Raw genomic sequence first — 23,745 nt, 5'->3', positions numbered from 1 at the left:
GGGCATGGACTCTGGTGCAGGTTGCGGTCGGCGAGGATCAGCCGCGCAGCCGATCGGGGATCTAGCGCCAACCTCGGCGTCGGAGCCTCGATGCGAGACGCCGCGGGGTTGTTCGGCCCCAACGGGAAAAGGCCGGCGGCTCGTCGCCGCCAGCCCGAACGCTCCGCCGAAGACGTGGCGAGGCAATGCGCCCTTACTTGATTTCGACGCTTGCGCCAGCCTCTTCGAGCTGCTTCTTGGCCTCTTCGGCCTCGTCCTTCGAAACGCCTTCCTTCAGGGTGGTCGGAGCGCCTTCGACGGCCTCCTTCGCTTCCTTCAGGCCAAGACCGGTGAGGCCGCGGACAGCCTTGATGACGGCAACCTTGTTGGAGCCGAACGAGGCGAGCACGACGTCGAACTCGGTCTTCTCTTCAGCGGCGGCAGCATCGCCACCAGCGGCGGCCGGAGCAGCGGCAACGGCGGCAGCGGCGGTCACGCCGAACTTCTCTTCCATCGCTTCGATCAGCTCCACGACCTCGAGCACGGTCATGTTGCCAATCGCTTCGAGGATCTCGTCTTTCGAAACGGCCATGGGGATCTCCTAGGGATGAATACTGTTGATCGAACTGGTTCGGGATCGGAAGCGCCTATCAGGCGGCTTCCTTGGCATCGCGAATCGCGGCAACGGTGCGCACGAGCTTGCCCGGCACCTCGTTGATGGTCGCTGCGAGCTTCTGCACCGGAGCCTTCATGGTAGCCATGAGCATGCTGACGGCCTGATCGTAGGTCGGCATCTTCGCGAGATTACCGAGCTCCGAGGCAGGCAGCAGCTTGCCGCCCAGGGCGATGAGACGCACCTGGAACTTGTCATGGTCCTTGGCGAAGGCCTCGGCGACACGTGCGGCCGAGCCCGGATCTTCCTGCGAGAATGCAAGGATCAGCGGGCCGGTGAGACCCTCCTGCATGCACGCGAAGTCCGTGCCTTCCAGCGCGCGACGCGCCAGGGTATTCTTGACCACGCGAACATAGACGCCGGCCTTGCGTGCTTCCACGCGCAGCTGGGTCAGCTGATCGACGGTCAAGCCCCGGTACTCGGCACCGATGGCCGAGTAAGCGCTCTTGGCGACTTCCGCGACTTCGGCGACGATCGCTTCTTTCTGGGCGAAATTCAGCGCCACTTCGTCACCTCCTGACTATATAAACCCCGGTTCATCCGGGGCGCATGCCATGGATGTGCATCCTGCGACTCCACGACATACAGAGAGCGTGCACCGTCATCAGTCATTGACTTGATTCTGGAGCACCGTCTGCGCAGGCGGGACACCCCCCATTGAGTCATCCATGCGCACACTCCGATGCGCCGAGGAAGACACCTGCGGTCTTTGACGGTCCCCGACCGTGAGATCGGGGCCCCAAAGATGTTCGAACCACGAAGGCGTTGCCTTCGCGCCCCGGGCGCCAGGCCCGGGGACGTCGCACTCAGATCAGGCCCGAGTGGTCGACGGTCAGGCCCGGCCCCATGGTGGTGGAGACCGTCACCTGCTGCATGTAGACGCCCTTGGCGCTTGCCGGCTTGGCCTTGACCAGGTTGGTCAACAGCGCCTCGAGGTTCTCGCGCAGCTGCGCCGGCTCGAAGTCGGCCTTGCCGATCGGGCAGTGGATGATGCCCGCCTTGTCGGTGCGATAGCGCACCTGACCGGCCTTAGCATTGCGCACGGCCTCGGCGACGTCGGCGGTCACGGTGCCGACCTTCGGGTTCGGCATCAGGCCGCGGGGACCGAGCACCTTACCGAGCTGGCCGACGATGCGCATCGCATCCGGGGAGGCGATGACCACGTCGAAGTCCAGGTTGCCGGCCTTGACCTCTTCGGCCAGATCCTCGAAACCGACCTTGTCGGCACCGGCTTCCTTGGCGGCCTCGGCGTTGGCGCCCTGGGTGAACACGGCCACACGCACGGTCTTGCCGGTGCCGTTGGGCAGCACGGTGGAACCACGCACGACCTGATCCGACTTACGCGGATCGACACCGAGATTGACGGCAACGTCGACGCTCTCGGAGAACTTCACCTGGGAGAGTTCCTTGAGCAGCTCGAAGGCCTCTTCGGGCGCATAGAGCTTGCCTGCCTCGACCCGCTCACGGATCGCGCGCATACGCTTGGTCAGCTTGGCCATCAGTTCACCCCCTCGACGTCGAGACCCATGGCGCGGGCGCTACCGGCGATGGTGCGCACGGCGGCGTCCATGTCGGCGGCGGTCAGGTCCGCCATCTTGGTGGTCGCGATCTGCTCGAGCTGCTCGCGGGTCACCACGCCGACCTTGGCGGTGTTGGGCGTCGCGCTGCCCTTGCTGATGCCAGCTGCCTTCTTCAGCAGGATGGCCGCAGGCGGCGTCTTGGTGATGAAGGTGAAGCTGCGATCGGAGTAAACGGTGATGACCACCGGGATCGGCAGACCCTTCTCGACGTCCTGCGTCTTGGCGTTGAACGCCTTGCAGAACTCCATGATGTTGACGCCGTGCTGACCGAGTGCCGGGCCGACTGGCGGGCTCGGGTTGGCCTCACCGGCCTTGACCTGCAGCTTGATGTAGGCTGTGATCTTTTTTGCCACAATGATTCTCCAAATGGGTGCAAGCGCCAGGGGTTATGAGACCTTGGCTCCCCATGTCAGACCCCCGGGCGGGGGCTTGTACGAAGGTCGTCACCAATGCAGCAACGACCGGGATGCGCCGCATCGCCGGAGATGACGATGCGGGATGCGATCAACCCTTTTCGACTTGAGAGAACTCGAGATCGACTGGAGTGGCGCGACCGAAGATCAGCACCGAGACCTTGACCCGGCTCTTTTCGTAATCGACATCCTCGACCACACCGTTGAAGTCGGTGAATGGTCCATCGATCACGCGCACGACCTCTCCCGGCTCGTAGATCACCTTCGGACGCGGCTTCTCGCCACCTTCCTCAAGGCGTTGCAGGATGGCCTGGGCCTGGGATTCGGGAATGGGTGCAGGACGATCACCGGTTCCACCGATGAAGCCCATGACCTTGGGAACGCTCTTGACGAGGTGCCAGGTCTCGTCGGTCAACTCCATGTTGACCAGGACGTAACCCGGGAAGAACTTACGCTCACTCTTGCGCTGCTGACCGCCGCGCACCTCGACGACCTCTTCGGTCGGGACCAGGATCATCCCGAACAGGTCCTCGAGACCGGCACGCTTGATGCGATCTTCAAGAGAGCGCTTGACCTGCCCCTCGAACCCCGAGTAAGCGTGGATGACGTACCACCGCTGTGCCATCTTCAGCCCCCTTGACCGGTCAGGAAACGCAGGATTCCCATCAGCATCATATCGAACAGCCAGAGGACGATACCGACGATCAGGACCATGACGATGACCACCAGCGTGGTCTGAATGGTTTCCTGCCGCGAAGGCCAGACGACCTTGCGGACCTCCATGCGCGCATCACCTGCGAACTGCCACAGGGTACGACCACGCTCGGTCTTGAAGACTGCGAACGCCGCGACACCCGAGATGATCAGCAGACCGACGACCGCCAACAGGGTCGAGAGGGGCTTGAGGAGGTAGAAGGCAACGATACCGCCGACCAACAAAAAAGCAGCGGCGACCAGCTTGAGTGTATCCAAGCTGGCGCCACGGGCTTCTGCGCGTGAATTCATGGATTCGCGTGTCGCCTAAGCGATGAGTTGTATGGCAGGCCAGGAGGGACTCGAACCCCCAACCTGCGGTTTTGGAGACCGCTGCTCTGCCAATTGAGCTACTGGCCTAGAAACTAGGTTTTCCGAGTCACGCACCCGGCGGGTGCGTGACCGGAGATCGAGCAATTACTCGATGATCTTGGAGACCACGCCGGCGCCGACGGTACGACCACCCTCGCGAACAGCGAAGCGCAGGCCCTCTTCCATCGCGATCGGCGCGATCAGCTGGACGGTCATCTTGACGTTATCGCCAGGCATGACCATCTCGATACCCTCGGGCAGCTCACAGGCACCAGTCACGTCGGTGGTGCGGAAGTAGAACTGCGGACGATAGCCGTTGAAGAAGGGGGTGTGACGACCGCCCTCTTCCTTGCTCAGCACGTACACCTCGGCCTCGAAGTTGGTGTGCGGGGTGATGCTGCCGGGCTTGGCCAGCACCTGACCACGCTCGACGTCCTCACGCTTGGTGCCGCGCAGCAGCACGCCGACGTTGTCACCGGCTTCGCCCTGGTCGAGCAGCTTGCGGAACATCTCCACGCCGGTGCAGGTGGTCTTGGTGGTGTCCTTGATACCGACGATCTCGACCTCTTCACCGACCTTGATCACGCCACGCTCGACACGACCGGTCACCACGGTACCGCGACCCGAGATCGAGAACACGTCCTCGATCGGCATCAGGAAGGCGCCGTCGACGGCACGCTCGGGCTCGGGGATGTAGCTGTCGAGCGCCTCGACCAGCTTGTCGATGGACGGACCACCGATCTCCGAGGTGTCGCCCTCGAGGGCGAGCTTGGCCGAACCGGTCACGATCGGGGTGTCATCACCCGGGAAGTCGTAGCTCGAGAGCAGCTCGCGCACTTCCATCTCGACGAGCTCAAGGAGCTCGGCGTCGTCGACCATGTCGGCCTTGTTCAGGTAGACGATGATGTAGGGCACGCCGACCTGACGGGAGAGCAGGATGTGCTCGCGGGTCTGGGGCATCGGGCCGTCAGCGGCCGACACCACCAGGATCGCGCCGTCCATCTGCGCCGCACCGGTGATCATGTTCTTCACGTAGTCGGCGTGGCCGGGGCAGTCGACGTGTGCGTAGTGACGCGTATCGGACTCGTACTCGACGTGCGCGGTGGCGATGGTGATACCACGCTCACGCTCTTCCGGGGCGTTGTCGATCTGGTCGTAGGCACGTGCCTCACCACCGAACTTGCGCGCCTGGTGCGTGGTGATCGCAGCCGTCAGCGTGGTCTTGCCGTGGTCGACGTGGCCAATGGTGCCAACGTTGACATGTGGCTTACTACGTTCGAATTTTTCTTTGGACATGAACGGCTCCCCGCATGTTTCAAATCGACCAGGCGCGCCTGGATGCGCGCAACCGTACCGAGAAATTGGAGCCCATGACCGGAATTGAACCGGTGACCTCACCCTTACCAAGGGTGTGCTCTACCATCTGAGCTACATGGGCAAAACTTGCTTTAAACGCGCTGCCAGCGCCTTAACTTCTTGGAGCGGGTGATGGGAATCGAACCCACATCATCAGCTTGGAAGGCTGAGGTTCTAGCCGTTGAACTACACCCGCAAGACTGGCGTACCAGCCTGCGACGCTCGCCTTCGACACAAGGCCGATCACCGCAGTGCCATGACTTGATCATGACGCCCGCCAACTAGCGGGAAACTTGGTGGAGGGGGGAGGATTCGAACCTCCGAAGGCTGAGCCGTCAGATTTACAGTCTGATCCCTTTGACCGCTCGGGAACCCCTCCAAAAGAGCTGCTCATTCTAGGCGCCGATTTAGACCCTGTCAACACTCTCTTGAAACTTTTTAACTCCGTCCCTGACCGTTTCTTTAACGTCCCAGACACTGCGGACTGATACTATGCTCGCGACAACGCCAGCAACGACGGGCCCGAGAGACTGAAACGATCAAATTCTACGGCCAGGATCGGGGGTCAATCCCCATCGCCAGCACCGGAGTAGCCCCTTAAGATACTCTCACTTCACCCCCGTACGCAACCCGATTCATCCAACATCAATTCAGTCAGACTCGGAGATCTCCCGATGGAAGTAACGATTTTCGGCAGCGGCTATGTCGGCCTGGTCACCGGCGCATGTCTTGCCGAGGTGGGCAACGACGTCCTCTGCATCGACGTCGACCCGGACAAGATCGACCTGCTCAACAGCGGCGGGGTGCCGATCTACGAACCAGGACTCGACGAACTGATCCGCAACAATCGCGAGGCCGGACGACTGCGCTTCTCGACCGACGCCGAGGCCGGGGTCAAGCACGGGCTCTTCCAGTTCATCGCCGTCGGCACCCCGCCCGACGAGGACGGATCGGCCGACCTGCAGTACGTGCTCTCGGTGGCACGCACCATCGGTCAGCACATGGAGGGCTACCGCATCCTGGTCGACAAGTCGACCGTCCCCGTCGGCACCGCCGACAAGGTTGCCGAGACCGTCCGCGCCGCACTCGCCGAGCGCGACCAGAGCATCGACTTCGATGTCGTCTCCAACCCCGAGTTCCTCAAGGAAGGCGCGGCGATCGAGGACTTCATGCGTCCCGATCGGATCATCGTCGGCACCGACAACCCACGCACCGCCGAGCTGTTGCGTGCGCTCTACGCCCCCTTCAACCGCAACCGCGACCGACTAATGGTGATGGACGTGCGTTCGGCCGAGCTGACCAAGTACGCCGCCAACGCCATGCTGGCGACCAAGATCAGCTTCATGAACGAGCTCTCGAACATCGCCGAGATCGTCGGCGCCGACATCGAGAAGGTCCGTGTCGGCATCGGCTCGGACCCCCGCATCGGCTACCAGTTCATCTATCCCGGCTGCGGCTACGGCGGCTCCTGCTTCCCCAAGGACGTGCGCGCACTCGAGCGCACCGCGCGCGGCGTCGGCTATGACCCGCAGTTGCTGCAGGCGGTCGAGGCGGTCAACTTCCGCCAGAAGGAGCTGCTGTTCGACAAGCTCAAGGCGCAGTTCGACGGCGACCTCGCCGGGCGCACCATCGCGCTCTGGGGGCTGGCCTTCAAGCCCAACACCGATGACATGCGCGAGGCCTCGAGCCGGGTGCTGATGGAATCGCTGTGGGCGGCCGGCGCCAAGGTGCAGGCGTTCGACCCAGTGGCGATGGACGAGGCCCGCCGGATCTACGGCGAGCGCCCCGACCTGGTACTCGCCGAGGACGCCACCGCCGCACTGGCCGGTGCCGATGCGCTGGTGATCGTCACCGAGTGGACCCAGTTCCGCAGCCCCAACTTCCGCCTCATCCGCGACACCCTCGCCCGCCCGCTGCTGCTCGACGGGCGCAACATCCTCGATCCGCAGCAGGCCACCGCCGCCGGCCTGACCTATCTCTCGATCGGTCGCGCACCGGCCACCCCCGCCTGAGACATCCCGCCACGCGGTCGCGCACCGGCGCGACCGCGCCCTAGCCCACCGTCAGAAACGCCGACTCCAGGCGATCTCGATGTCGAGCTGCTGCATGTACAGGCTCCCGGTCTGGTCCTGGGTGATGCTCGGATTGGCGCCGTCGAGCTGCTCCTCCGGCATATAGGACACGGCCAGGGTGAAGCGGTCGCGGTCGCTCGCCTGATAGCTCGCCCCCAGCGTCAGGTGCCAGCGCACGGTCGCCGGGGTGAGGATGTTGAACAGGGCCATGGAGCCATCGGTGAAGTCGCTGTTGTAGCTCACCCCACCCATCAGACTGAGCCGCTCGTCGACGTCGTAGCGCACCCCGAATTTGAAGACATCCATGGTCTCCCAGCCGAACCCCACGCCATTGTCGCCACCGAGACAGTAGGAGGGCTTGGTGCCGGGCGCGAAACAGGCGGAGATGTCGCGCGCATTGGAGTTGGCGATGGCGTCGATGTCACCATAGAAGATGCGCTGGTAATCGAGCGCTAGGGTCAGATCACGCCAGGGCCGGTAGCTCAGACCGAGATTGAGCATCGCCGGGATGTCGAATTCGCCACCACCGGCGAACAGCCCCTCGTAGTCGTCGAAATCGGTCATGTAGATGCGGGTGCGATAGGAGGCGCCGAGCGCCAGGCGCTCGTTCACCTGCCCGTACCAGCCCAGGTGCAGACCGGCACCATAGGACCACTCCTCACCGTTGTTGGTCACCCGGTCCGGGGCGACCGAGGCGCCACGGAAGGGCTCCAGGCCCTCGGCCTCGAAGCGCTGGATGGCGAACACCGGCGCGATACCCAGCGCTTGACGGCCACCGGCGAATCGATAGGTATAGGGGATCTCGATGAACAACTGCTCGAGGCTGACACCGGTCGGCGTGGTCGCGGTGAAGTAGCCACCGGGGTTGGCATTGTTGCCCGCCGGCGGCGGCGGCACACTCGGGTCGGTCACCGGCTGCGGCGGGTTGGTCGGCAGGAACAGCAACCCGCCCGGACTGGCGATCTGGCCGGCGCCCGGAACCCCGGCGAGCTGATCCGGCGCAGCGGCAAAGTTCTCCCACACCGCACGATCGCGATACCGGGTGTTCATGCCGCCGTTGCCGAAGATGCTGACCCCGATGGTCGCTCGCTCACCGAGCGGGCGGTTGTAGCCGAAGCTCGGGATCAGGAACCAGTCGGCATCGCTGTCATAGTCACCCGGGGTGACGAAGGGACCGGTCGGGAACCCCGTCGCCGGATCGACGGCGAAGTCGGGGTTGGCCTCATAGCCACGCGGCGACGGATGAAAGAAGGCGACGCCGATATCGAACCCCTCGCCGACGAAGGCCATGCCGGCGGGATTGGTGGCCGCGGCCAGACCATCCTGGGGGAGCGCGGTGGCGACCCCCGCCATCGCCTTGGAGCGCGCACCCCAGCCGTGCGAGAAATACCCATTGGTCGCCGACGCGAGCGTCGGCAGGCCACCCAACACCACCGACGCCACCAGGGCGCCTCGAAACGCTGAACCCATGCACTGCCCCTCCGTTGCGTGATCTGAGACGAAGCACTCGACGAACCGGCGGACTGCACACCCTGTACAGCGATCGAGCCGTCCTGGCACACGCCGAGCTCGTCGGCATCAGCGCGACGACGACCGATCAAGGGGTTGGGAGGGAATCCTGCTGGAACGATTGCGTTTTGTCAAAGACCGGCAATCATCGGCATGAGCGAGGAGAGCGTTCGCCCAGGAGAGCGGGCGACACCACCGACGGAGACGACGGAGAAGGGATCAGCGCCCGGCGTGCAGACGGTTCATCACCTGCTGGAAGCGCCCCTGCAACAGATCATCGAGGGCACGCTCGGTCTCGAACAGGGCATCGTCGATCGCCTGGCGATCGCTTCCCGAGGGCCGACCGAGCACATAGCCGGTCACCAGCGAGCGATCACCGGGATGGTCGATGCCGATCCGCAGACGCCAGAAATCACGCCCACCCAGGGCCGAGATCGAGTCGCGCAGACCATTGTGCCCGGCATGCCCGCCCCCCTGCTTGAGCCGGACCGCGCCGACCGGCAGGTCGAGTTCGTCATGAGCGATCAGGATGCACTCGAGCGGGATGTCGAAATAGCGCGCCACCGCAGCCACCGAGCGACCACTGTGGTTCATGTAGGTCGAGGGCTTGAGCAGGCGCAGGTCGCGACCACCGATCACGCAGCGACAGAGTTCGCCATGAAAGCGGCTCTCCGGGCGGAAGTCGACGCCGGCAGACCTGGCGATGGAGTCGACGAACCAGAAACCGACGTTGTGACGTGTCGCCTCGTACTGGGCCCCGGGGTTGCCCAGACCGACGATCAGACGAATGCCATCATTCGACATCTATGCAGGTCATTCCGTACAGAGGGACAGATTCAGGCATCGAAGAGATGCCCGGAAAAGAACAGAGACGCCTTGCGGGCGTCTGCCCCGGCGGCACACCGCCGGGGCCTGGAGACCGATCAGGCCTCGGCGGAATCCTCGCCCTCGGACTCCTCATCGGCACCACCGCGCGGCGCCTGGATGGCGACCACCACCTCGTCACCTGCGGCGTGGGCCAGCTCGACACCGGCCGGCAGCTGCAGCTCGGAGAGGTGGAGGATGGCACCAACCTCCATCGCGACCATGTCGATCTCGATGTACTCGGGCAGATCCTGCGGCAGGCAGCTCACCTCGACCTCGGTCAGCGAACGCGAGACCAGACCACCGGCCTTGACGCCGACGCAGCTCTCCTCGTTGAGGAAGTGCAGCGGCACGCTCATGCGCAGCTTCTCACCCTGGGTGACGCGCTGGAAGTCGACGTGCAGGATGAAGGGCTTGGCGGGATGACGCTGCAGGTCCTTGAGCACCACCGAGGAGGTCTCGTCACCGACCTGAAGGGTCAGCACGTGGGAGTAGAAGGCCTCGTGCTCGAGGTGCTTGAGCAGCTCGTTGTGCGGCAGGGTGATCATCTGCGGCTCCTGGTGGCCACCGTAGACGATGGCAGGCACCTCGCCGGCGCGACGCAGGCGGCGGCTCGCACCCTTCCCCACGGTTTCGCGCGGCTGCGCAACGATGTTGAAATCGACGCTCATCAGCGTTCTCCAGATCTATCAAGGGACTCAATGAAATACGCCGGGGTCCCGCGACCAGGACCCCGGCGCTCGGTGGCCACATGCTTGCGGCCGGGTCGCGCGCCAAGAGGGAGCGGCACGCGACGCAAGGACTGACTCAGTCGACGAACAGCGAGCTGACCGATTCCTCGCTCGAGATCCGACGCATGGTCTCGGCGAGCAGCTCACCGATGCTGAGCTGGCGAATCTTCGGGCACTCGGCCGCCGCGCCCCGCAGCGGGATGGTATTGGTCACCACCAGCTCATCGAGCACCGAGTTGGTGATGTTGTCGACCGCCGGCCCGGAGAGCACCGGATGGGTGCAGTAGGCCGCAACCATCTTGGCGCCATGATTCTTCAGCGCCTCGGCCGCCCGACACAGGGTGCCGGCGGTGTCGACCAGGTCGTCGACGATCACGCAGGAGCGATCGCGCACATCACCGATGATGTTCATCACCTGGGCCTCGTTGGCACGCGGACGACGCTTGTCGATGATCGCCAGGTCGGCATCATCGAGGCGCTTGGCCACGGCACGCGCACGCACCACGCCGCCGACGTCGGGCGAGACCACCATCAGATCGTCGTGCTTCTGGCGCCAGATGTCGCCGAGCAGGATCGGCGAGGCGTAGACGTTATCGACAGGGATATCGAAGAAGCCCTGGATCTGGTCGGCGTGCAGATCGACGGTGAGTACGCGATCGGCGCCCACCTTGCCGATCATCTTGGCCACCATCCGCGCACTGATCGGCACCCGCGCCGAGCGCGGACGCCGATCCTGGCGGGCATAGCCGAAATAGGGGATCACTGCGGTGACGCGCTTGGCCGACGCCCAGCGCAGGGCATCGACCATCACCAGCAACTCCATCAGGTGGTCGTTGGTGGGGGCACAGGTCGGCTGGACGACGAAGACGTCACGCCCACGCACGTTTTCCTGGATCTCGGCCATCACCTCACCATCACTGAACTGGCCGACGACGGCCTTGCCCAGCGGGAGATTGAGGCGACTTGCGATTTCAGCCGAAAGCTCCGGGTTGGCATTCCCGGAGAAGACCATCATATGGCTGGCGGGCACTGGCATCTTCCTGTCTGCGCGACTGCAGAGCTGATATGGCTGGGGCGCCAGGATTCGAACCTGGGGATGCCGGGATCAAAACCCGGTGCCTTAACCGCTTGGCCACGCCCCAAAAGATGAAAGACGATGTTCGGTTTGATACGACGAGACGCGCAGTCCCTTACGCTGGGCCATGCCGACTCGACAGTCGAGCGTCGATATCTGCGAGTCGATCGAGCAGCGGAGAGCGATTGCAGCCGCGTGCCACGAAGCCGTCGATTCCAGCGGGGCGTTGCTCCCAGGCCGCGAGTGCCTGATCGCGCCCGGCAAATGCCGCGAACACACAGGCCCCGGTCCCGGTGAGCCTGGCCTCACCCCATAGGGACAACCAATTAAGGGCATCGGCAACCGCTGGATACTCGTCGCGGACGACGGGGAGGCAATCGTTGACAACATCCCCGCCTGTAAAGTCCGCAAGTTTGATCGGTTTCGAGTCGCGTGTCAATCGCGGATGCATGAACACGGCCTGAGTCGACACCGAGCAGCGCGGCACCAGCACCAGGAACCAGGGCTCGGGGAGTTCGACCGGGGTGAGCCGCTCGCCGACCCCCTCGCCCCAGGCCGCCTGACCACGCACGAACACCGGCACATCAGCCCCCAACGGCAGCGCCAGCCGAGCCAGTGCCTCGGTATCGAGCCCAGTCCCCCAGAGCACGTTCAGCGCCACCAGGGTGGTCGCCGCGTCCGAGCTGCCGCCACCGAGCCCACCGCCCATCGGCAACACCTTCTCACAGCGGATATCGACCCCGAGCGAACAGCCGCTCGCCGCCTGCAGCGCACGCGCGGCGCGCACCGTGAGATCGGCCTCGGCAGCGACCCCGGGCAGCTCGCCATCGCGTCGCACCTCACCGTCCTCACGTACCCGGAAACCCAGGCGGTCGCAGCGATCGACGAACTGGAACACCGTCTGCAGCTCGTGGTAGCCGTCGGCACGCCGCCCCACCACCCGCAGCATCAGGTTGAGCTTGGCCGGAGCGGGCCAGACACTCCAGGCATCGTTGTCGGTGACGGCTTCGTCGATCATGGTTGCGACTCTCTTGGCTGCAGTTGGTTGTCATCGTCGGAGACGGTGTGCGAGGAGCGATGACGCTCGATCACGTCCATCAGATAGGCGTGCCCCGGATGCGTCTCGAGCGCCGCCTCCCATACCGCCCAGGCATCGGCATGACGGCCCAGCGCCCACAACACCTCGCCGAGGTGCGCGGCGATCTCGCCGTCATCGAGCGCGGCCAGGGCGCGCTCGAGATAGTCGAGCGCGGTGTCATAGTCACCGAGCCGGTAGTGGACCCAGCCCATGCTGTCGAGGATCGCCGGCTCCTCGGGCTTGAGCGCATAAGCGCGCTCGATGTAGTCGCGCGCCTCGCGATAGCGCTCGGTGCGATCGGCCAGGGTATAGCCCAGGGCGTTGAGCGCATCGGCATGCTCGGGATCGGCGGCGATGATCCGACGCAGATCCCGCTCGGCGAGATCGAGACGGTCTCGTTCCACGGCATAGAGCGCGCGAGCATATAGCAGGTTCGGCTCGTCCGGGTAGACCTCGAGGGCCGCGGCATAGACCGTCATCGCCTGCTCGGGCCGATCGACCTCGGCAAGGATCTCGGCCTCGACCATATAGAGTGCAATGGCGTCCTCGGGGGTGCGATCACGCAGTCGCTGCAGGATCTCGCGGGCGCGCTCGAGATCCCCGCCGCGGGCCTCGATCAGGGCGATGCGGACCTGGGCATCGGTCTCGTTGGCATCACCCACCCGGGCGTACCAGATGGCCGCCTGAGGGTCGCGCCCGGCGCGCTCCTCGGTCTGACCGAGATAGAAGGCGGCCTCGTCGCGTCGCTGCCCGGTGCCGTAGAGCCGCTCGAGATAACCGCGCGCGGAGTCGAGATCGTCGAGCTGCAAGGAGAGGATGCCGAGCGCGAACAGCACATCGGGCTGCTTGGGCTGATTGGCGAGCAGCCGCGCGAACACCTCGCGCGCGGTGCCGTATTCCTGATCGTCGACCAGCAGCTGACCGTAGAGCATGCGCAGCGCGGCATCGTCCGGGCTGTTGGCGACGAAGCCCTCGAGCAGGGTGCGCGCCTCCTCGCGCCGATCCTCCGAGAGCAGCAGACGGACCAGGAACAGCCGCGGCTTGTTCCAGTCCGGGCGCAGCGCCAGGGCGCGCCGCGCCGCCGCGTCGGCAAGTTCGAAGCGCCCGGCGCTGGCCGCCACCATCGCCAGCGACTGACGCGCCTCGGCGCTCTCGGGGAAGACATCGACCAGCGAGCGCATCAGCGCCAGACGGGTCTCCACGTCGGGGGCGCGGGCGACGATCGAGACCACCTGAGCATAGGCATCGGCGACCGCGTCGCCGGCCAGCTCGATGATCCGGCGCAGATGGTTCAGCGCCGCCCCCATGTCGCCGGCACGGATGCTCAGAAAGGCCGCGACCTGGTGGGCCGAGACCGCCTCCGGCGCAAGCGTCAGCCACAACCGGACCGCGCGCCAGGCGGCGGCGTCGGAGTCGGCGCTGATGGCGCTGCGCACCGCCAGCTCGGCCAGACGCGGGCTGCGCGTCAGCGTCGCCGCCTCCAAGTAATAGTGATGGGCCAGCGCCAGCTCGCCGCGCTGCGCCGCGACCTCGGCGGCGAGCACGGCGAACACCTGCTCGGCATCGGCGCCCGCGGCCGGTGCGGCGGCGAGCGCGCTGAACGGCCAAACCAGCGCCAACCCGAGCAGGCTGGCGGAAATCGGCTTGAGAGGCATCGAGGACATGGAGGCTTCCAGGCACTTGGCATCTGAATGTGGACTCTGCCGGCGCCGCGGTCGATAACCGGGCGCGGCGCTTGCGCGCGACGCCGACGGGGCACTATTGTGCATCACGATGCGCCAGCGGCGCGCAACCGGTGAGGGCCAACCGTGGCGCCCATCCCCCGACGGCCATAAACCGTCGAGACGACTGCGCCAGGTCAATCCGCATCCGTTTTTGCAACGCCTGAAGGGTGGACGGCATTGGTCCAGGGCGGCAAAAAGTTGCTACCATGTTGCTGCTTGCACCCATTGGATGCGCAGTCTATCGGTGGCAGGAACTCGGACGTAAGCCCTTTGAGATGATGCGACCGTGACGCCCCATGGGGCCGGGCCGGCGCCGGCAGCAACGACGGCAGCCCGACCTCTCCCATCGCTGAGCGAAATTCCAAGACAGATACCGATATGAAGCTGCTTGTTCTCGGACTCAACCACAAGACCGCCCCGGTCGACATCCGCGAACGGCTGGCGTTTGGTCCAGACATCATCGCCGGAGCCCTGCGTGACCTGACCGGATGCCAGGACGTGAGCGAGGGGGTGATCCTCTCCACCTGCAACCGTACCGAGCTCTACTGTGCCATCGAGGACGGCGCCGAGCTGTCCGTGCGTCACTGGCTCAGCCAGTTCCACGGCATCGAACTCGAGCGCATCGACCCCTTCATCTACGCCTATGCCGAACGCGACGCGGTCACCCACCTGCTGCGCGTCTCCAGCGGTCTCGACTCGCTGGTGCTCGGCGAGCCGCAGATCCTCGGGCAGGTCAAGAACGCCTACCAGACCGCCAAGGACTGCGGCGCCACCGGCAAGCTGCTCGGTCGGCTGTTCCAGCACACCTTCTCGGTGGCCAAGACGGTCCGTACCGAGACGGCGATCGGCAGCAACCCGGTCTCGGTCGCCTTCGCCGCGGTCAACCTCGCGCGCCAGATCTTCAGCGACCTGTCGCAGCAGACCGCGCTGCTGATCGGCGCCGGCGAGACCATCGAGCTGGCCGCCCGTCACCTGCACAACAACGGCATCGGCCGCATCATCGTCGCCAACCGCACCGTCGAGCGCGCGCACGAACTCGCCGCCCAGTTCGATGGCTTCGCCATCGCCCTGACCGAGATCGCCGGCCACCTCGCCGATGCCGACATCGTCATCGCCTCCACCGCCAGCCCGCTGCCGGTGCTCGGCAAGGGTACGGTCGAGCGCGCGCTCAAGAAGCGCAAGCACCGCCCGATGTTCATGGTCGACATCGCCGTGCCACGCGACATCGAACCCGAGATCGCCGACCTCAACGACGTCTATCTCTACACCATCGACGACCTCAAGGAGGTCATCGACGAGAACCTGCGCTCGCGTCAGGCCGCCGCCGAGCAGGCCGAGGAGATCATCGCCTTCCACACCGAGGAGTTCCTCGCCTGGTTGCGCTCGCTCGACGCCGCCGGTCTGATCCAGGACTACCGCCTCCGTGGCGAGGCGCTGCGCGACGAGGTGCTGGCCCGTGCGCTGCGTCAGCTCGACGCCGGCAAGCCCCCGGCCGAGATCGTCAAGTTCCTCGCCCACACCCTCACCAACAAGCTGCTGCATGCGCCCAGCTCGCGGCTGCGGCAGGCGGCGCGTGACGGTGATGCGGAGATCCTTGAGGCGGCCAACGAGCTGTTCCAACTCGACACCAACAACCGTACCGCCAATTCATGAACCCATCGATCCGGGGCAAGCTGGAGCGTATCTCGGATCGCTTCGACGAACTCATGGCGCTGCTCGCGGACGCCGAGACCCAGGCGGACACCAACCGCTTCCGGGACCTCAGCCGCGAGTATGCCCAGCTCGATCCGCTGATGGCCTGCTATCGGCGCTATCTCGAGGCCGAGGACGACATCGCCACGGCCCGCGAGATGCTCGCCGATGCCGAGATGGCCGCGCTCGCCCGCGAGGAGCTGGCCGAGGCCGAGGCGCGCTGCGCGGCACTCGAGCCCGAGCTCATCGCGCTGCTGATCCCGCCCGACCCCAACGACCGCTGCAACGCCTTCCTCGAGGTCCGCGCCGGCACCGGCGGGGCCGAGGCGGCGCTGTTCGCCGCCGACCTGATGCGCATGTACATGCGCTATGCCGAACTGCTCGGCTGGCGTGTCGAGCCGATCTCCGAGAGCGCCGGCGAGCTCGGCGGCTACAAGGAGGTGGTGCTGCGCATCAGCGGCAGCGGGGTGTTCTCGCGGTTGAAGTTCGAGCCGGGCGCGCACCGCGTGCAGCGCGTCCCCGAGACCGAGTCGCAGGGACGGGTGCACACCTCGGCCTGTACCGTCGCCGTGCTGCCCGAGGTCGAGGCGATCGACTCGATCGAGATCAACAGTGCCGATCTGCGCATCGACACCTATCGCGCCTCCGGCGCCGGTGGTCAGCACGTCAACAAGACCGACTCGGCGATCCGCATCACCCACCTGCCCAGCGGCATCGTGGTGGAGTGTCAGGAGGAGCGTTCGCAGCACAAGAACCGCGCGCGCGCCATGTCGCTGCTGCAGGCCCGGCTGCTCGCCGAGGCCCAGGCCAGCCAGACCTCGGAGCAGTCCGAGTCACGCCGCCTGCAGGTCGGTAGCGGAGACCGCTCCGAGCGTATCCGCACCTACAACTTCCCGCAGAACCGGGTCACCGACCACCGCATCAACCTCACCCTCTACAAGCTCGACGAGGTGATGGCCGGGGCGCTCGATCAGGTCATCGAGCCGCTGCTCACCGAATACCGGGGTGAGCAACTCGCCGCGATGATGAGCGGCGCCTGAGGGTGGCCCGAGCGCCCTCCCCCGCCACCTTCGCCGAGCAGCGCACCGACGAGACCCTGACCCGCGCCGCTGGCGCACTGGCTGCACTCGCCGGCGCGGCGGCCCGGCTCGAGGCCGAGCTGCTGCTCGAGCAGTGCAGCGGCTGGTCGCGCACCAGCCAGCGTGCCTGGCCCGAGCGCCCGCTCGATGCCGCCACCGCCACGGCCTTCGCCGCGCTGCTCGGACGTCGACTCGACGGCGAGCCGATCGCCTACATCCGCGGCACCCAGGCGTTCTGGACGCTCGAGCTCGACGTCACCCCGGACACCCTGATCCCGCGCCCGGAGACCGAACTGCTGGTCGAGACCGCGCTGGCGCGCGGCCCGGCGGGCACGGCCACCGTGCTCGACCTCGGCACCGGCAGCGGCGCGATCGCCCTGGCCCTGGCCAGCGAACGCCCGCGCTGGCGGATCACCGCCACCGACCGCAGCAGCGCAGCGCTCGCCGTGGCACGCGCCAACCGCGACCGCCTGGGACTCGACGTCGACCTGGTCGCGGGCGACTGGCTCGGGGCCGTCGCCACCGGGAGCTGCGACCTGATCCTCAGCAACCCGCCCTATATCGACGGCGACGACCCCCATCTCGACCAGGGCGACCTGCGCTTCGAGCCCCCCGGCGCGCTGACCCCGGGTGCCGACGGGCTGGCGGCGATCCGCGCCATCCTCGCCGATACGCCGCGCTGTCTGCGTCCCGGCGGCTGGCTGATGGTCGAGCACGGCTGCGACCAGGGCGCTGCGGCGCGCGCGCTGTTCGGCGGCGCCGGGCTCGTCGAGGTCGCAACCCTAGACGACCTCGCCGGACTCGACCGGATCACGCTCGGGCGCCGCTGATCGCGGCGCAGGCTGACCCTCTTCCATCCCCAACCGCCGCGCCGCGGTCTCGCGCATCCACTGCTCGACCCGCGCGCTGAGCCGCTCGGGATCACCGTCGCCACAACCGATCGGCGCCCCGATGATCAGCCGGATACGCCCGGGGCGGCGCAGCAGCGAGCGCGCCGGCCAACAATGACCGGCATCGTGCACCATCGGCAGCACCCGCACCCCGGCCTTGCAGGCGAGCTTGGCACCACCGCCGTTGAACCGCCCGATCCGCCCCGGCGGCTGGCGCGTCCCCTCGGGATAGATCACCACGCTGATGCCCGCGCGCAGCCGCTCGCGCCCGACCCGGAGGATGGTCTTGAAGGCGTTGACCGGGCGGCCGCGATCGATCGCGATCGGCTTGAGCAGCGCCAGCCCCCAGCCGAAGAAGGGCACCCACAGCAGCTCGCGCTTGAGCACCGTGGCCTGCGGCGAGACCAGCAGCTGCAGATAGAAGGTCTCCCACTGGCTCTGGTGATTGGCCATCACCACCACCGCCTCGCCGGCGGGGATGTGCTCGCGCCCCTCGACGACGATCTCGATGCCGTTGAGCCGGCGCAGCAACCACATGGTGGCGCGCGACCACAGGTTGACGAAGCGATAGCGCTGCGCGAAATCCATCCAGGGCGCCAGCAGCAGCGAGATCAGGCTGTGGACGATCCCCATCAGGTTGTAGAGGACGAAGAACAGGAGGCTGCGCAGCCACACCCCCAGGTCGGCCTTGTCGTTGTACATCGGCAAATCCGCTCCCATCTCTCGGACAGCAGGTCTACGGCCATCGCACCCGGCAGCACGCCCGGGATCAGGCCCTGCGCGCGCCGCCGACGCGACATCGTCACCCGTCGGAACAGGCGACACGCGGCCCGATTATAGCCACCGCCGCGACCGACCGGTCCGCCCGGGTTGATTCTTTCGCAACCACGACTAGCATTGGGCAGCCACTATGGACAGCGTCGACGTCGACCGTATCAAGGAGCGCGAGATCCCGTTCCAGGAGTTGCATCCGAACCCCGATCAGGCCGCGACCGCCGCGGCCTTCCTCGCCGAGGTCGAGGGCGTACTCGCCACCGAGGCGCTCTCGCCCTGTCTGCTGCGGGTACGCTACGACGTGCTCCAGCTCACCCTGCAGGAGATCGACGAGGCGCTCGGCGAGCTCGGGTTGCATCTCGACAACGGACTGCTCCCCAAGGTCAGGCGCGCGCTCTATCACTACACAGAGGAGACCCAGCGGGCCAATCTCGGCTACCCCAGGTGCAAGGGCAACTGTCTCAAGCAGGTCTTCGCCAAGCGCTACGCGCAGATCGAGCACGGCTGTCGCGACCAGCGGCCCGAGCACTGGCGCCGCTATCTCTGAGTCGCCACGACATCCGCCCGGGCCGGCCCGCAGCAGTACCATGAACCCGCATCCAGACCCACGCTACAGCCGCCAGATGCTGCTCCCCGGCTTCGGCGAGGACGGTCAGCGACGCCTGCGTCAGGCACGCGTGCTGCTGATCGGACTCGGCGGCCTCGGCTCGCCGATCGCCATGTATCTGGCCGCCGCCGGTGTCGGCGAGCTGCGCCTGGCCGACTTCGACGCCGTCGACCTCTCCAACCTGCACCGCCAGATCGTGCACGACAGCACCACCGTCGGCCGACCCAAGGTCGACTCGGCGATGACCCGGCTGGCGGCGCTCAACCCCGAGGTCGCGCTGGTGCCACTCAAGGGCAGCGCCACCGCCGCCCGGCTGCCCGAGCTGATCGCCGACGTCGATCTGGTGATCGACGCCTGCGACAACTTCGCCACCCGCTTCGCCATCAACGCCGCCTGCATGAGCGCCGGCATCCCCCTGGTCTCGGGCGCGGCGATCGGCACCGAGGGCCAGGTCAGCGCCTTCTCCGCTCGTCCCGGCGGCCCCTGCTATCAGTGTCTTTATCCTCGCGAGGTCGGCGAGGAGGAGGGCTGCGCGGTGCGCGGCGTGCTCGGACCGGTGGTCGGCATCATCGGTGCCACCCAGGCCACCGAGGCGATCAAGATCCTCACCGGCATCGGTGAGCCGCTGTTCGGTCGGCTGCTGCTGATCGATGCGCTGCGCATGCAGTGGCGCAGCCTGACCCTCCCCCCCGATCCCGACTGCCCGGTGTGCGGCGGGCACGGATGACCAGCAGGCCGCCTCGCGCGGCCCCGCAGCCGGAGACCCCTCAGATGCGATTCGCAGTCAGCCCCGACGAACTCCGCCGCGCCAAGGTGCCGCACGAGCTCTTTCTCACCAACCTGATCGGCAACCACATCCTGATGACGGTGGCCATCGGCGGCATCGCCGGCAGCTTCCCCTGGCTGCTGGCGCTGATCCCGACGATCTCCTTCGCCATCCTCGGCTTCATCCTGTGGCGGGCACGCCGCGCCCGCGGGCGCGACCCCTGGTACGTGATGTGTCACTGGCAGGTATGCGCGCGCCGCAGCCGAATCTTCCTGACCATGCTGACACTGCTGGTGGCGAGCGCGACCCTCGGCTGGGTCGGCTACACCTATGGCGGGATGATGAAGGAGGCGGTGTGGGCGCTGGTCGCCGGCACCGGCATCCTGCCGGTGATGGCGACCGTGCTGGTGCTGGTGATCGTCGAGTCCGACGCCCTCTACCACGCCCACGAGGCGCGGCTACCGGCCTGGGTGGTGGCGCGCCATCCCGCCCCGATCGCACAACAACGGATCGAGGGCGAGGCTCAACCGAGCGCGTAGTCGAGCACCAGCCCGACGAACACCGCCATGCCGAAGTAGTTGTTATTGAGGAAGGCGGCAAAGCAGGGGTCGGGCTCGCGCGCGCGGATCAGCCATTGCTGATAGAGGGCCAGCCCGGCGGCGGCGGCCAGCCCGAGCAGGTACCAGCCACCGCGCCCGGTGGCCATACCGACCCACAACAACAGCGCCAGCATGATGAGCTGCAACAGCCCGATGATGACACGGTCCCAGCGCCCGAACAGGATCGCGGTGGACTTGACCCCGATCTCGAGGTCGTCCTCGCGATCGACCATGGCGTACTGGGTGTCGTAGATCAGCGCCCAGATCAGGGTGGCGACGAACAGCACCCAGGCATAGAAGGGGATGGTCCCGGTCACCGCGGTGAAGGCCATCGGGATCGCCCAGCCGAAGGCGGCGCCGAGGAAGAGCTGCGGCAGATGGGTATAGCGCTTCATGAAGGGATAGAGCGCGGTCAGCGCCACCGCCACCACCGACAGCGCGATCGTCTGCCAGTTGAGCAGCAGCACCAGGCCGAAGGAGGCCAGACAGAGGACGATGAATACCCCCAGCGCCTCGCCTGCGCTCACCAGGCCGGTGGCCAGCGGGCGCTGGTTGGTGCGCCGCACATGACCGTCGAAGTCGCGATCGGCATAGTCGTTGATCGCGCACCCGGCCGAGCGCATCAGCACCACCCCGAGGACGAAAATGAGCACGATCGACCACGGCGGCTGCCCCGCGCCGGCGAACCACAGCGCCCAGAGCGCGGGCCACATCAGCAGCAGACTGCCGATCGGCCGATTGAACCGCACCAGCAGCATGTATCCATGCAGCCGCTCACGCCAGAAGGCGGGACGCAGCGCCTTGGCTGTTACCTCTTGAAGACTCATATCGCAGGTCGACTCTCACCTGATTCGTGACATTGGCGACGATGCCCCCGTCGGTACGACGGAGGACGGGACGGTCGGCAGGGGTCGCGACGAGGCGGCCACGGGAGACGGGCCCCGGCATCGTCCGCAGGTGGAGCGATTATCGCACAGCCGCGCCGGGGGCGATCGATGCGGCTCAGGCGCGACCGTAGTCGACGCGATCCCCGAGCCAGCGACGCACCAGCGGCTCGAACAGCCCGCGATGGCTGCTCAACACCAGGTCGGCGGCCTGCTGGGCGGCGGGCAGCAGCTGCTGGTCGCGCAACGGGTCGGCGATACGGAACTGCACCGCACCGGTCTGGCGGGTGCCCAGCACCTCGCCGGCACCGCGCAGCGCCAGATCACGCTCGGCGATCTCAAAGCCGCTGTTGGTAGCGCGCAGGATCCCCAGGCGCTCGCGCGCCACTGCCGAGAGCGGCGCACGATAGAGCAGCAGGCAGTGGCTCTCGACCGCGCCGCGCCCGACCCGGCCACGCAGCTGATGGAGCTGGGCGAGCCCCAGGCGCTCGGGGTTCTCGATGATCATCAGACTGGCGTTGGGCACGTCGACCCCGACCTCGATCACCGTGGTCGCCACCAGCAGGTCGAGTTCGCCCGCGGCGAAGGCGGCCATCACCGCCTCGCGCTCGGCGCCACGGATGCGCCCGTGCACCAGCCCCACGCGCAGCCCGCTGAGGCGCTCGGCGAGCTGACGCGCGGTCTCCTCGGCGGCCTGGCACTCGAGCACCTCCGACTCCTCGATCAGGGTGCAGACCCAGTAGGCCTGACGCCCCTGGGCACAGGCCTCGCGCACCCGCTCGATCACCTCGTCGCGGCGGGCATCGGGCACCGCCGCCGTGGTGATCGCCTGGCGCCCCGGCGGCAGGGCGTCGATCACCGAGAGATCGAGGTCGGCGTACATGGTCATCGCCAGCGAGCGCGGGATCGGCGTGGCGGTCATGATCAGCTGGTGGGCCAGCGCCCCCTCGCCCCCGCCCTTCTCGCGCAACCGCATGCGCTGGTGGACACCGAAGCGGTGCTGCTCGTCGATGATCACCAGCCCGAGCTCGGCGAAACGCACCTCGTCCTGGAACAGCGCATGGGTGCCGACCACCAGTCGCGCCTCGCCCGAGGCGATGCGCGCCAGCAGCTCGGCGCGCTCGCGCCCCTTGTGACGACCGGTCAGCCACAACGTGGTGATGCCGAGCTCGTCGAGCCAGCCCCCGAGGGTACGGTGGTGCTGCTCGGCGAGCAGCTCGGTGGGGGCCATCAGCACCGCCTGATGTCCGCACTCGATCGCCTGCAGCGCGGCGAGCGCGGCGACCACCGTCTTGCCGGCGCCGACATCGCCCTGCAACAGCCGATGCATCGGTCGCGGCAGCGCGAGATCGGCGGCGATCTCGCCGACCACCCGTTCCTGCGCCGGGGTCAGCGAGAACGGCAGGCGCGCACGCAACCGCGCGCGCAGCGCACCGTCACCGGCGAGCGGCGGTGCGACCTGCGTCCCCTGAGTCTCGCGCAACTGACGCAGACTCGCCTGGTGCGCCACCAGCTCCTCGAAGGCCAGGCGCTGGAAGCTCGGGTGACGGCGCTCGACCAGCGCCTCCAGGGTCGCCTCGGGCGGCGGGCGATGGAGATAGCGCAGCGCCTCGCTCAAGGTCGGCAGACCCAGAGGGTCGAGCACGCTGGCAGGCAGGCACTCGGCCGGGGCGCGGGTCTCGAGCAGCGCCAGGGCCTGCTCGGTGAGTCCGCGCAGCGACGCCTGGTTCAACCCCTCGGTGGCGGGGTAGACGGGGGTCAGTCCGGGCTCGAGCCCCTCCTGCCCGGCGCCCTGGATGCGATACTCCGGGTGCACCATCTCGAGGCCGCGCGGTCCTTGACGGACCTCGCCATAGCACGACAGCCGTACCCCCGGGCGCAACGCCGAGACCTGTTGACTGCCGAAGTGGAAGAAACGCAGCATCAGCGCACCGAGTCCACCGTCGGTGAGCCACACCTTGAGCGAGCGGCGCCGCCCGAGAGCGATCCCGGCCTCGCCGATCTCGGCCTCGACCAGTGCCTCCTGGCCGACCCGCAGCTCGGCGAGCGGCACCGCGCGACTGCGATCCTGATAGCGGGTCGGCAGGTGCAGCAACAGGTCCTGGACGCTGTGGATACCGAGCCGGGTCAGGCGCTCGGCCACCCGGGGCCCGACACGGTGCAACCGCTCGACCGGGATCTGGTCGAGCGCCTCGGTGTCGTCAGGCTTGTGATCTGGTACGGTTTGAATCAAGGCGCTGCTGTCTGCTCTAATCGCCGCGCGGGCCCCGTACATGGCGCCCGTCGCTGTACGGCGCCGCGACCCCACCTTCGTCACTGGACCCGGAGACCAGCA

Annotated in this window: 23 protein-coding genes and 5 tRNA genes; 7 read left to right on the top strand and 21 right to left on the bottom strand. The window is 66.9% G+C overall.

Translation table 11 applies throughout. From position 1 onward, the window contains the following. Positions 1-193: 193 nt before the first annotated feature. The 11 genes from rplL to ACAM26_RS07220 form a co-directional block, all read right to left on the bottom strand. Positions 194-571, bottom strand: coding sequence for a 50S ribosomal protein L7/L12 (gene rplL / locus ACAM26_RS07270; RefSeq protein ID WP_005224649.1), 378 nt, complete (start codon positions 569-571; stop codon positions 194-196). Positions 572-629: 58 nt separating this feature from the next. Further along, positions 630-1,157, bottom strand: coding sequence for a 50S ribosomal protein L10 (rplJ, locus tag ACAM26_RS07265; protein ID WP_123141719.1), 528 nt, complete (start codon positions 1,155-1,157; stop codon positions 630-632). Between the two features lie 301 nt (positions 1,158-1,458). Then, the gene (rplA, locus tag ACAM26_RS07260) at positions 1,459-2,151 is read right to left on the bottom strand and encodes a 50S ribosomal protein L1 (RefSeq protein WP_123141720.1); all 693 of its coding nucleotides are present in this window, start codon (positions 2,149-2,151) and stop codon (positions 1,459-1,461) included. After that, on the bottom strand, positions 2,151-2,585 hold the full coding sequence (rplK, locus tag ACAM26_RS07255) for a 50S ribosomal protein L11 (protein WP_062276829.1): 435 nt from the start codon (positions 2,583-2,585) through the stop codon (positions 2,151-2,153). Before rplK ends, rplA begins: the two co-directional genes overlap by 1 nt. A 151-nt stretch (positions 2,586-2,736) precedes the next feature. Beyond that, positions 2,737-3,270 (bottom strand): transcription termination/antitermination protein NusG, encoded by a 534-nt coding sequence (nusG, locus tag ACAM26_RS07250; RefSeq protein WP_062276832.1) that lies wholly within the window; start codon positions 3,268-3,270, stop codon positions 2,737-2,739. 2 nt (positions 3,271-3,272) lie between these two features. Further along, positions 3,273-3,650 (bottom strand): preprotein translocase subunit SecE, encoded by a 378-nt coding sequence (gene secE, locus ACAM26_RS07245; protein ID WP_123141721.1) that lies wholly within the window; start codon positions 3,648-3,650, stop codon positions 3,273-3,275. A 32-nt stretch (positions 3,651-3,682) separates the two neighbouring features. Then, positions 3,683-3,758, bottom strand: a tRNA-Trp gene (locus ACAM26_RS07240). A gap of 57 nt (positions 3,759-3,815) precedes the next feature. Continuing rightward, complete coding sequence (tuf, locus tag ACAM26_RS07235; RefSeq protein ID WP_200189273.1) at positions 3,816-5,006, bottom strand: elongation factor Tu; 1,191 nt, start codon at positions 5,004-5,006, stop codon at positions 3,816-3,818. 66 nt (positions 5,007-5,072) lie between these two features. Then, positions 5,073-5,148, bottom strand: a tRNA-Thr gene (locus ACAM26_RS07230). A 39-nt stretch (positions 5,149-5,187) separates the two neighbouring features. Next, positions 5,188-5,262 (bottom strand) — tRNA-Gly (locus ACAM26_RS07225). Between the two features lie 98 nt (positions 5,263-5,360). Beyond that, positions 5,361-5,445 (bottom strand) — tRNA-Tyr (locus ACAM26_RS07220). Positions 5,446-5,740: 295 nt separating this feature from the next. On the opposite strand from ACAM26_RS07220, the gene ACAM26_RS07215 reads away from it, so the two are divergent. Next, complete coding sequence (locus tag ACAM26_RS07215) at positions 5,741-7,078, top strand: UDP-glucose/GDP-mannose dehydrogenase family protein (RefSeq protein WP_123141131.1); 1,338 nt, start codon at positions 5,741-5,743, stop codon at positions 7,076-7,078. A 51-nt stretch (positions 7,079-7,129) separates the two neighbouring features. Here ACAM26_RS07215 and ACAM26_RS07210 read toward each other — a convergent pair whose 3' ends face one another. The 7 genes from ACAM26_RS07210 to ACAM26_RS07180 form a co-directional block, all read right to left on the bottom strand. After that, a complete protein-coding gene (locus ACAM26_RS07210) occupies positions 7,130-8,608 on the bottom strand; it encodes an OmpP1/FadL family transporter (protein ID WP_369613356.1) in 1,479 nt (492 codons plus the stop codon). Between the two features lie 258 nt (positions 8,609-8,866). Continuing rightward, positions 8,867-9,451 carry an aminoacyl-tRNA hydrolase gene (gene pth / locus ACAM26_RS07205; protein WP_123141129.1) on the bottom strand — a complete coding sequence of 195 codons (585 nt, stop codon included), beginning with the start codon at positions 9,449-9,451 and terminating at the stop codon, positions 8,867-8,869. A 119-nt stretch (positions 9,452-9,570) separates the two neighbouring features. Continuing rightward, positions 9,571-10,182, bottom strand: a complete 612-nt coding sequence (locus tag ACAM26_RS07200; protein WP_123141128.1) for a 50S ribosomal protein L25/general stress protein Ctc — start codon at positions 10,180-10,182, stop codon at positions 9,571-9,573. A 136-nt stretch (positions 10,183-10,318) separates the two neighbouring features. After that, on the bottom strand, positions 10,319-11,272 hold the full coding sequence (locus tag ACAM26_RS07195; RefSeq protein ID WP_123141127.1) for a ribose-phosphate diphosphokinase: 954 nt from the start codon (positions 11,270-11,272) through the stop codon (positions 10,319-10,321). Positions 11,273-11,308: 36 nt separating this feature from the next. Continuing rightward, a tRNA-Gln gene (locus tag ACAM26_RS07190) sits at positions 11,309-11,384 on the bottom strand. 48 nt (positions 11,385-11,432) lie between these two features. Next, positions 11,433-12,335, bottom strand: a complete 903-nt coding sequence (ispE, locus tag ACAM26_RS07185; protein ID WP_369613355.1) for a 4-(cytidine 5'-diphospho)-2-C-methyl-D-erythritol kinase — start codon at positions 12,333-12,335, stop codon at positions 11,433-11,435. After that, positions 12,332-14,059 carry a lipopolysaccharide assembly protein LapB gene (locus tag ACAM26_RS07180; RefSeq protein ID WP_123141125.1) on the bottom strand — a complete coding sequence of 576 codons (1,728 nt, stop codon included), beginning with the start codon at positions 14,057-14,059 and terminating at the stop codon, positions 12,332-12,334. The genes ispE and ACAM26_RS07180 overlap by 4 nt, the downstream gene beginning before the upstream one ends. A 438-nt stretch (positions 14,060-14,497) precedes the next feature. Between ACAM26_RS07180 and hemA the strand changes: the two genes are divergently transcribed. From hemA to prmC, 3 genes are read left to right on the top strand one after another with little or no spacing between them, the layout of a single operon-like run. Beyond that, positions 14,498-15,772: a glutamyl-tRNA reductase gene (hemA, locus tag ACAM26_RS07175; protein ID WP_062275454.1), complete on the top strand. Its 1,275-nt coding sequence runs from the start codon at positions 14,498-14,500 to the stop codon at positions 15,770-15,772. Then, entirely contained in the window at positions 15,769-16,851 is a 1,083-nt protein-coding gene (gene prfA, locus ACAM26_RS07170; RefSeq protein ID WP_123141124.1) for a peptide chain release factor 1, read from the top strand. Before hemA ends, prfA begins: the two co-directional genes overlap by 4 nt. Positions 16,852-16,853: 2 nt before the next feature. Next, complete coding sequence (prmC, locus tag ACAM26_RS07165; RefSeq protein WP_200189272.1) at positions 16,854-17,720, top strand: peptide chain release factor N(5)-glutamine methyltransferase; 867 nt, start codon at positions 16,854-16,856, stop codon at positions 17,718-17,720. Here prmC and ACAM26_RS07160 read toward each other — a convergent pair. After that, positions 17,673-18,482 (bottom strand): 1-acyl-sn-glycerol-3-phosphate acyltransferase, encoded by an 810-nt coding sequence (locus ACAM26_RS07160; protein ID WP_123141123.1) that lies wholly within the window; start codon positions 18,480-18,482, stop codon positions 17,673-17,675. The two genes, prmC and ACAM26_RS07160, sit on opposite strands and share 48 nt — an antisense overlap. Positions 18,483-18,690: 208 nt before the next feature. Between ACAM26_RS07160 and ACAM26_RS07155 the strand changes: the two genes are divergently transcribed. Genes ACAM26_RS07155 through ACAM26_RS07145 form a run of 3 tightly spaced genes read left to right on the top strand, consistent with a single transcriptional unit; the run spans position 18,691 to position 20,466 of the window. Next, positions 18,691-19,101, top strand: coding sequence for a hypothetical protein (locus ACAM26_RS07155; protein WP_123141122.1), 411 nt, complete (start codon positions 18,691-18,693; stop codon positions 19,099-19,101). Between the two features lie 40 nt (positions 19,102-19,141). Then, positions 19,142-19,888, top strand: coding sequence for a ThiF family adenylyltransferase (locus ACAM26_RS07150; RefSeq protein WP_369613354.1), 747 nt, complete (start codon positions 19,142-19,144; stop codon positions 19,886-19,888). Positions 19,889-19,932: 44 nt separating this feature from the next. Further along, positions 19,933-20,466 (top strand): hypothetical protein, encoded by a 534-nt coding sequence (locus ACAM26_RS07145; RefSeq protein ID WP_123141120.1) that lies wholly within the window; start codon positions 19,933-19,935, stop codon positions 20,464-20,466. Here ACAM26_RS07145 and ubiA read toward each other — a convergent pair. After that, complete coding sequence (gene ubiA, locus ACAM26_RS07140; RefSeq protein ID WP_123141119.1) at positions 20,451-21,353, bottom strand: 4-hydroxybenzoate octaprenyltransferase; 903 nt, start codon at positions 21,351-21,353, stop codon at positions 20,451-20,453. The genes ACAM26_RS07145 and ubiA overlap by 16 nt on opposite strands. 175 nt (positions 21,354-21,528) lie before the next feature. Further along, a complete protein-coding gene (gene recG / locus ACAM26_RS07135) occupies positions 21,529-23,643 on the bottom strand; it encodes an ATP-dependent DNA helicase RecG (RefSeq protein ID WP_123141118.1) in 2,115 nt (704 codons plus the stop codon). Between the last annotated feature and the right edge of the window lie 102 nt (positions 23,644-23,745).

This window comes from Marichromatium sp. PS1, from assembly GCF_041155115.1.
In the GTDB taxonomy this organism is placed as follows: Bacteria; Pseudomonadota; Gammaproteobacteria; order Chromatiales; family Chromatiaceae; genus Marichromatium; species Marichromatium gracile.
Note: the sequence above shows the minus strand (reverse complement) of the source record. Positions and strands in the feature narration are given on the sequence as shown.

Coding starts and splice junctions, on each gene's coding strand:
- ACAM26_RS07215 (WP_123141131.1), top strand. CDS start 5,741: ATGGAAGTAACGATTTTCGGCAGCGGCTATGTCGGCCTGGTCACCGGC.
- rplL (WP_005224649.1), bottom strand. CDS start 571: ATGGCCGTTTCGAAAGACGAGATCCTCGAAGCGATTGGCAACATGACC.
- prfA (WP_123141124.1), top strand. CDS start 15,769: ATGAACCCATCGATCCGGGGCAAGCTGGAGCGTATCTCGGATCGCTTC.
- hemA (WP_062275454.1), top strand. CDS start 14,498: ATGAAGCTGCTTGTTCTCGGACTCAACCACAAGACCGCCCCGGTCGAC.
- ACAM26_RS07200 (WP_123141128.1), bottom strand. CDS start 10,182: ATGAGCGTCGATTTCAACATCGTTGCGCAGCCGCGCGAAACCGTGGGG.
- ispE (WP_369613355.1), bottom strand. CDS start 12,335: ATGATCGACGAAGCCGTCACCGACAACGATGCCTGGAGTGTCTGGCCC.
- rplA (WP_123141720.1), bottom strand. CDS start 2,151: ATGGCCAAGCTGACCAAGCGTATGCGCGCGATCCGTGAGCGGGTCGAG.
- nusG (WP_062276832.1), bottom strand. CDS start 3,270: ATGGCACAGCGGTGGTACGTCATCCACGCTTACTCGGGGTTCGAGGGG.
- ubiA (WP_123141119.1), bottom strand. CDS start 21,353: ATGAGTCTTCAAGAGGTAACAGCCAAGGCGCTGCGTCCCGCCTTCTGG.
- tuf (WP_200189273.1), bottom strand. CDS start 5,006: ATGTCCAAAGAAAAATTCGAACGTAGTAAGCCACATGTCAACGTTGGC.
- ACAM26_RS07150 (WP_369613354.1), top strand. CDS start 19,142: ATGAACCCGCATCCAGACCCACGCTACAGCCGCCAGATGCTGCTCCCC.
- ACAM26_RS07145 (WP_123141120.1), top strand. CDS start 19,933: ATGCGATTCGCAGTCAGCCCCGACGAACTCCGCCGCGCCAAGGTGCCG.
- secE (WP_123141721.1), bottom strand. CDS start 3,650: ATGAATTCACGCGCAGAAGCCCGTGGCGCCAGCTTGGATACACTCAAG.
- ACAM26_RS07210 (WP_369613356.1), bottom strand. CDS start 8,608: ATGGGTTCAGCGTTTCGAGGCGCCCTGGTGGCGTCGGTGGTGTTGGGT.
- ACAM26_RS07155 (WP_123141122.1), top strand. CDS start 18,691: ATGGACAGCGTCGACGTCGACCGTATCAAGGAGCGCGAGATCCCGTTC.
- pth (WP_123141129.1), bottom strand. CDS start 9,451: ATGTCGAATGATGGCATTCGTCTGATCGTCGGTCTGGGCAACCCCGGG.
- ACAM26_RS07160 (WP_123141123.1), bottom strand. CDS start 18,482: ATGTACAACGACAAGGCCGACCTGGGGGTGTGGCTGCGCAGCCTCCTG.
- ACAM26_RS07180 (WP_123141125.1), bottom strand. CDS start 14,059: ATGTCCTCGATGCCTCTCAAGCCGATTTCCGCCAGCCTGCTCGGGTTG.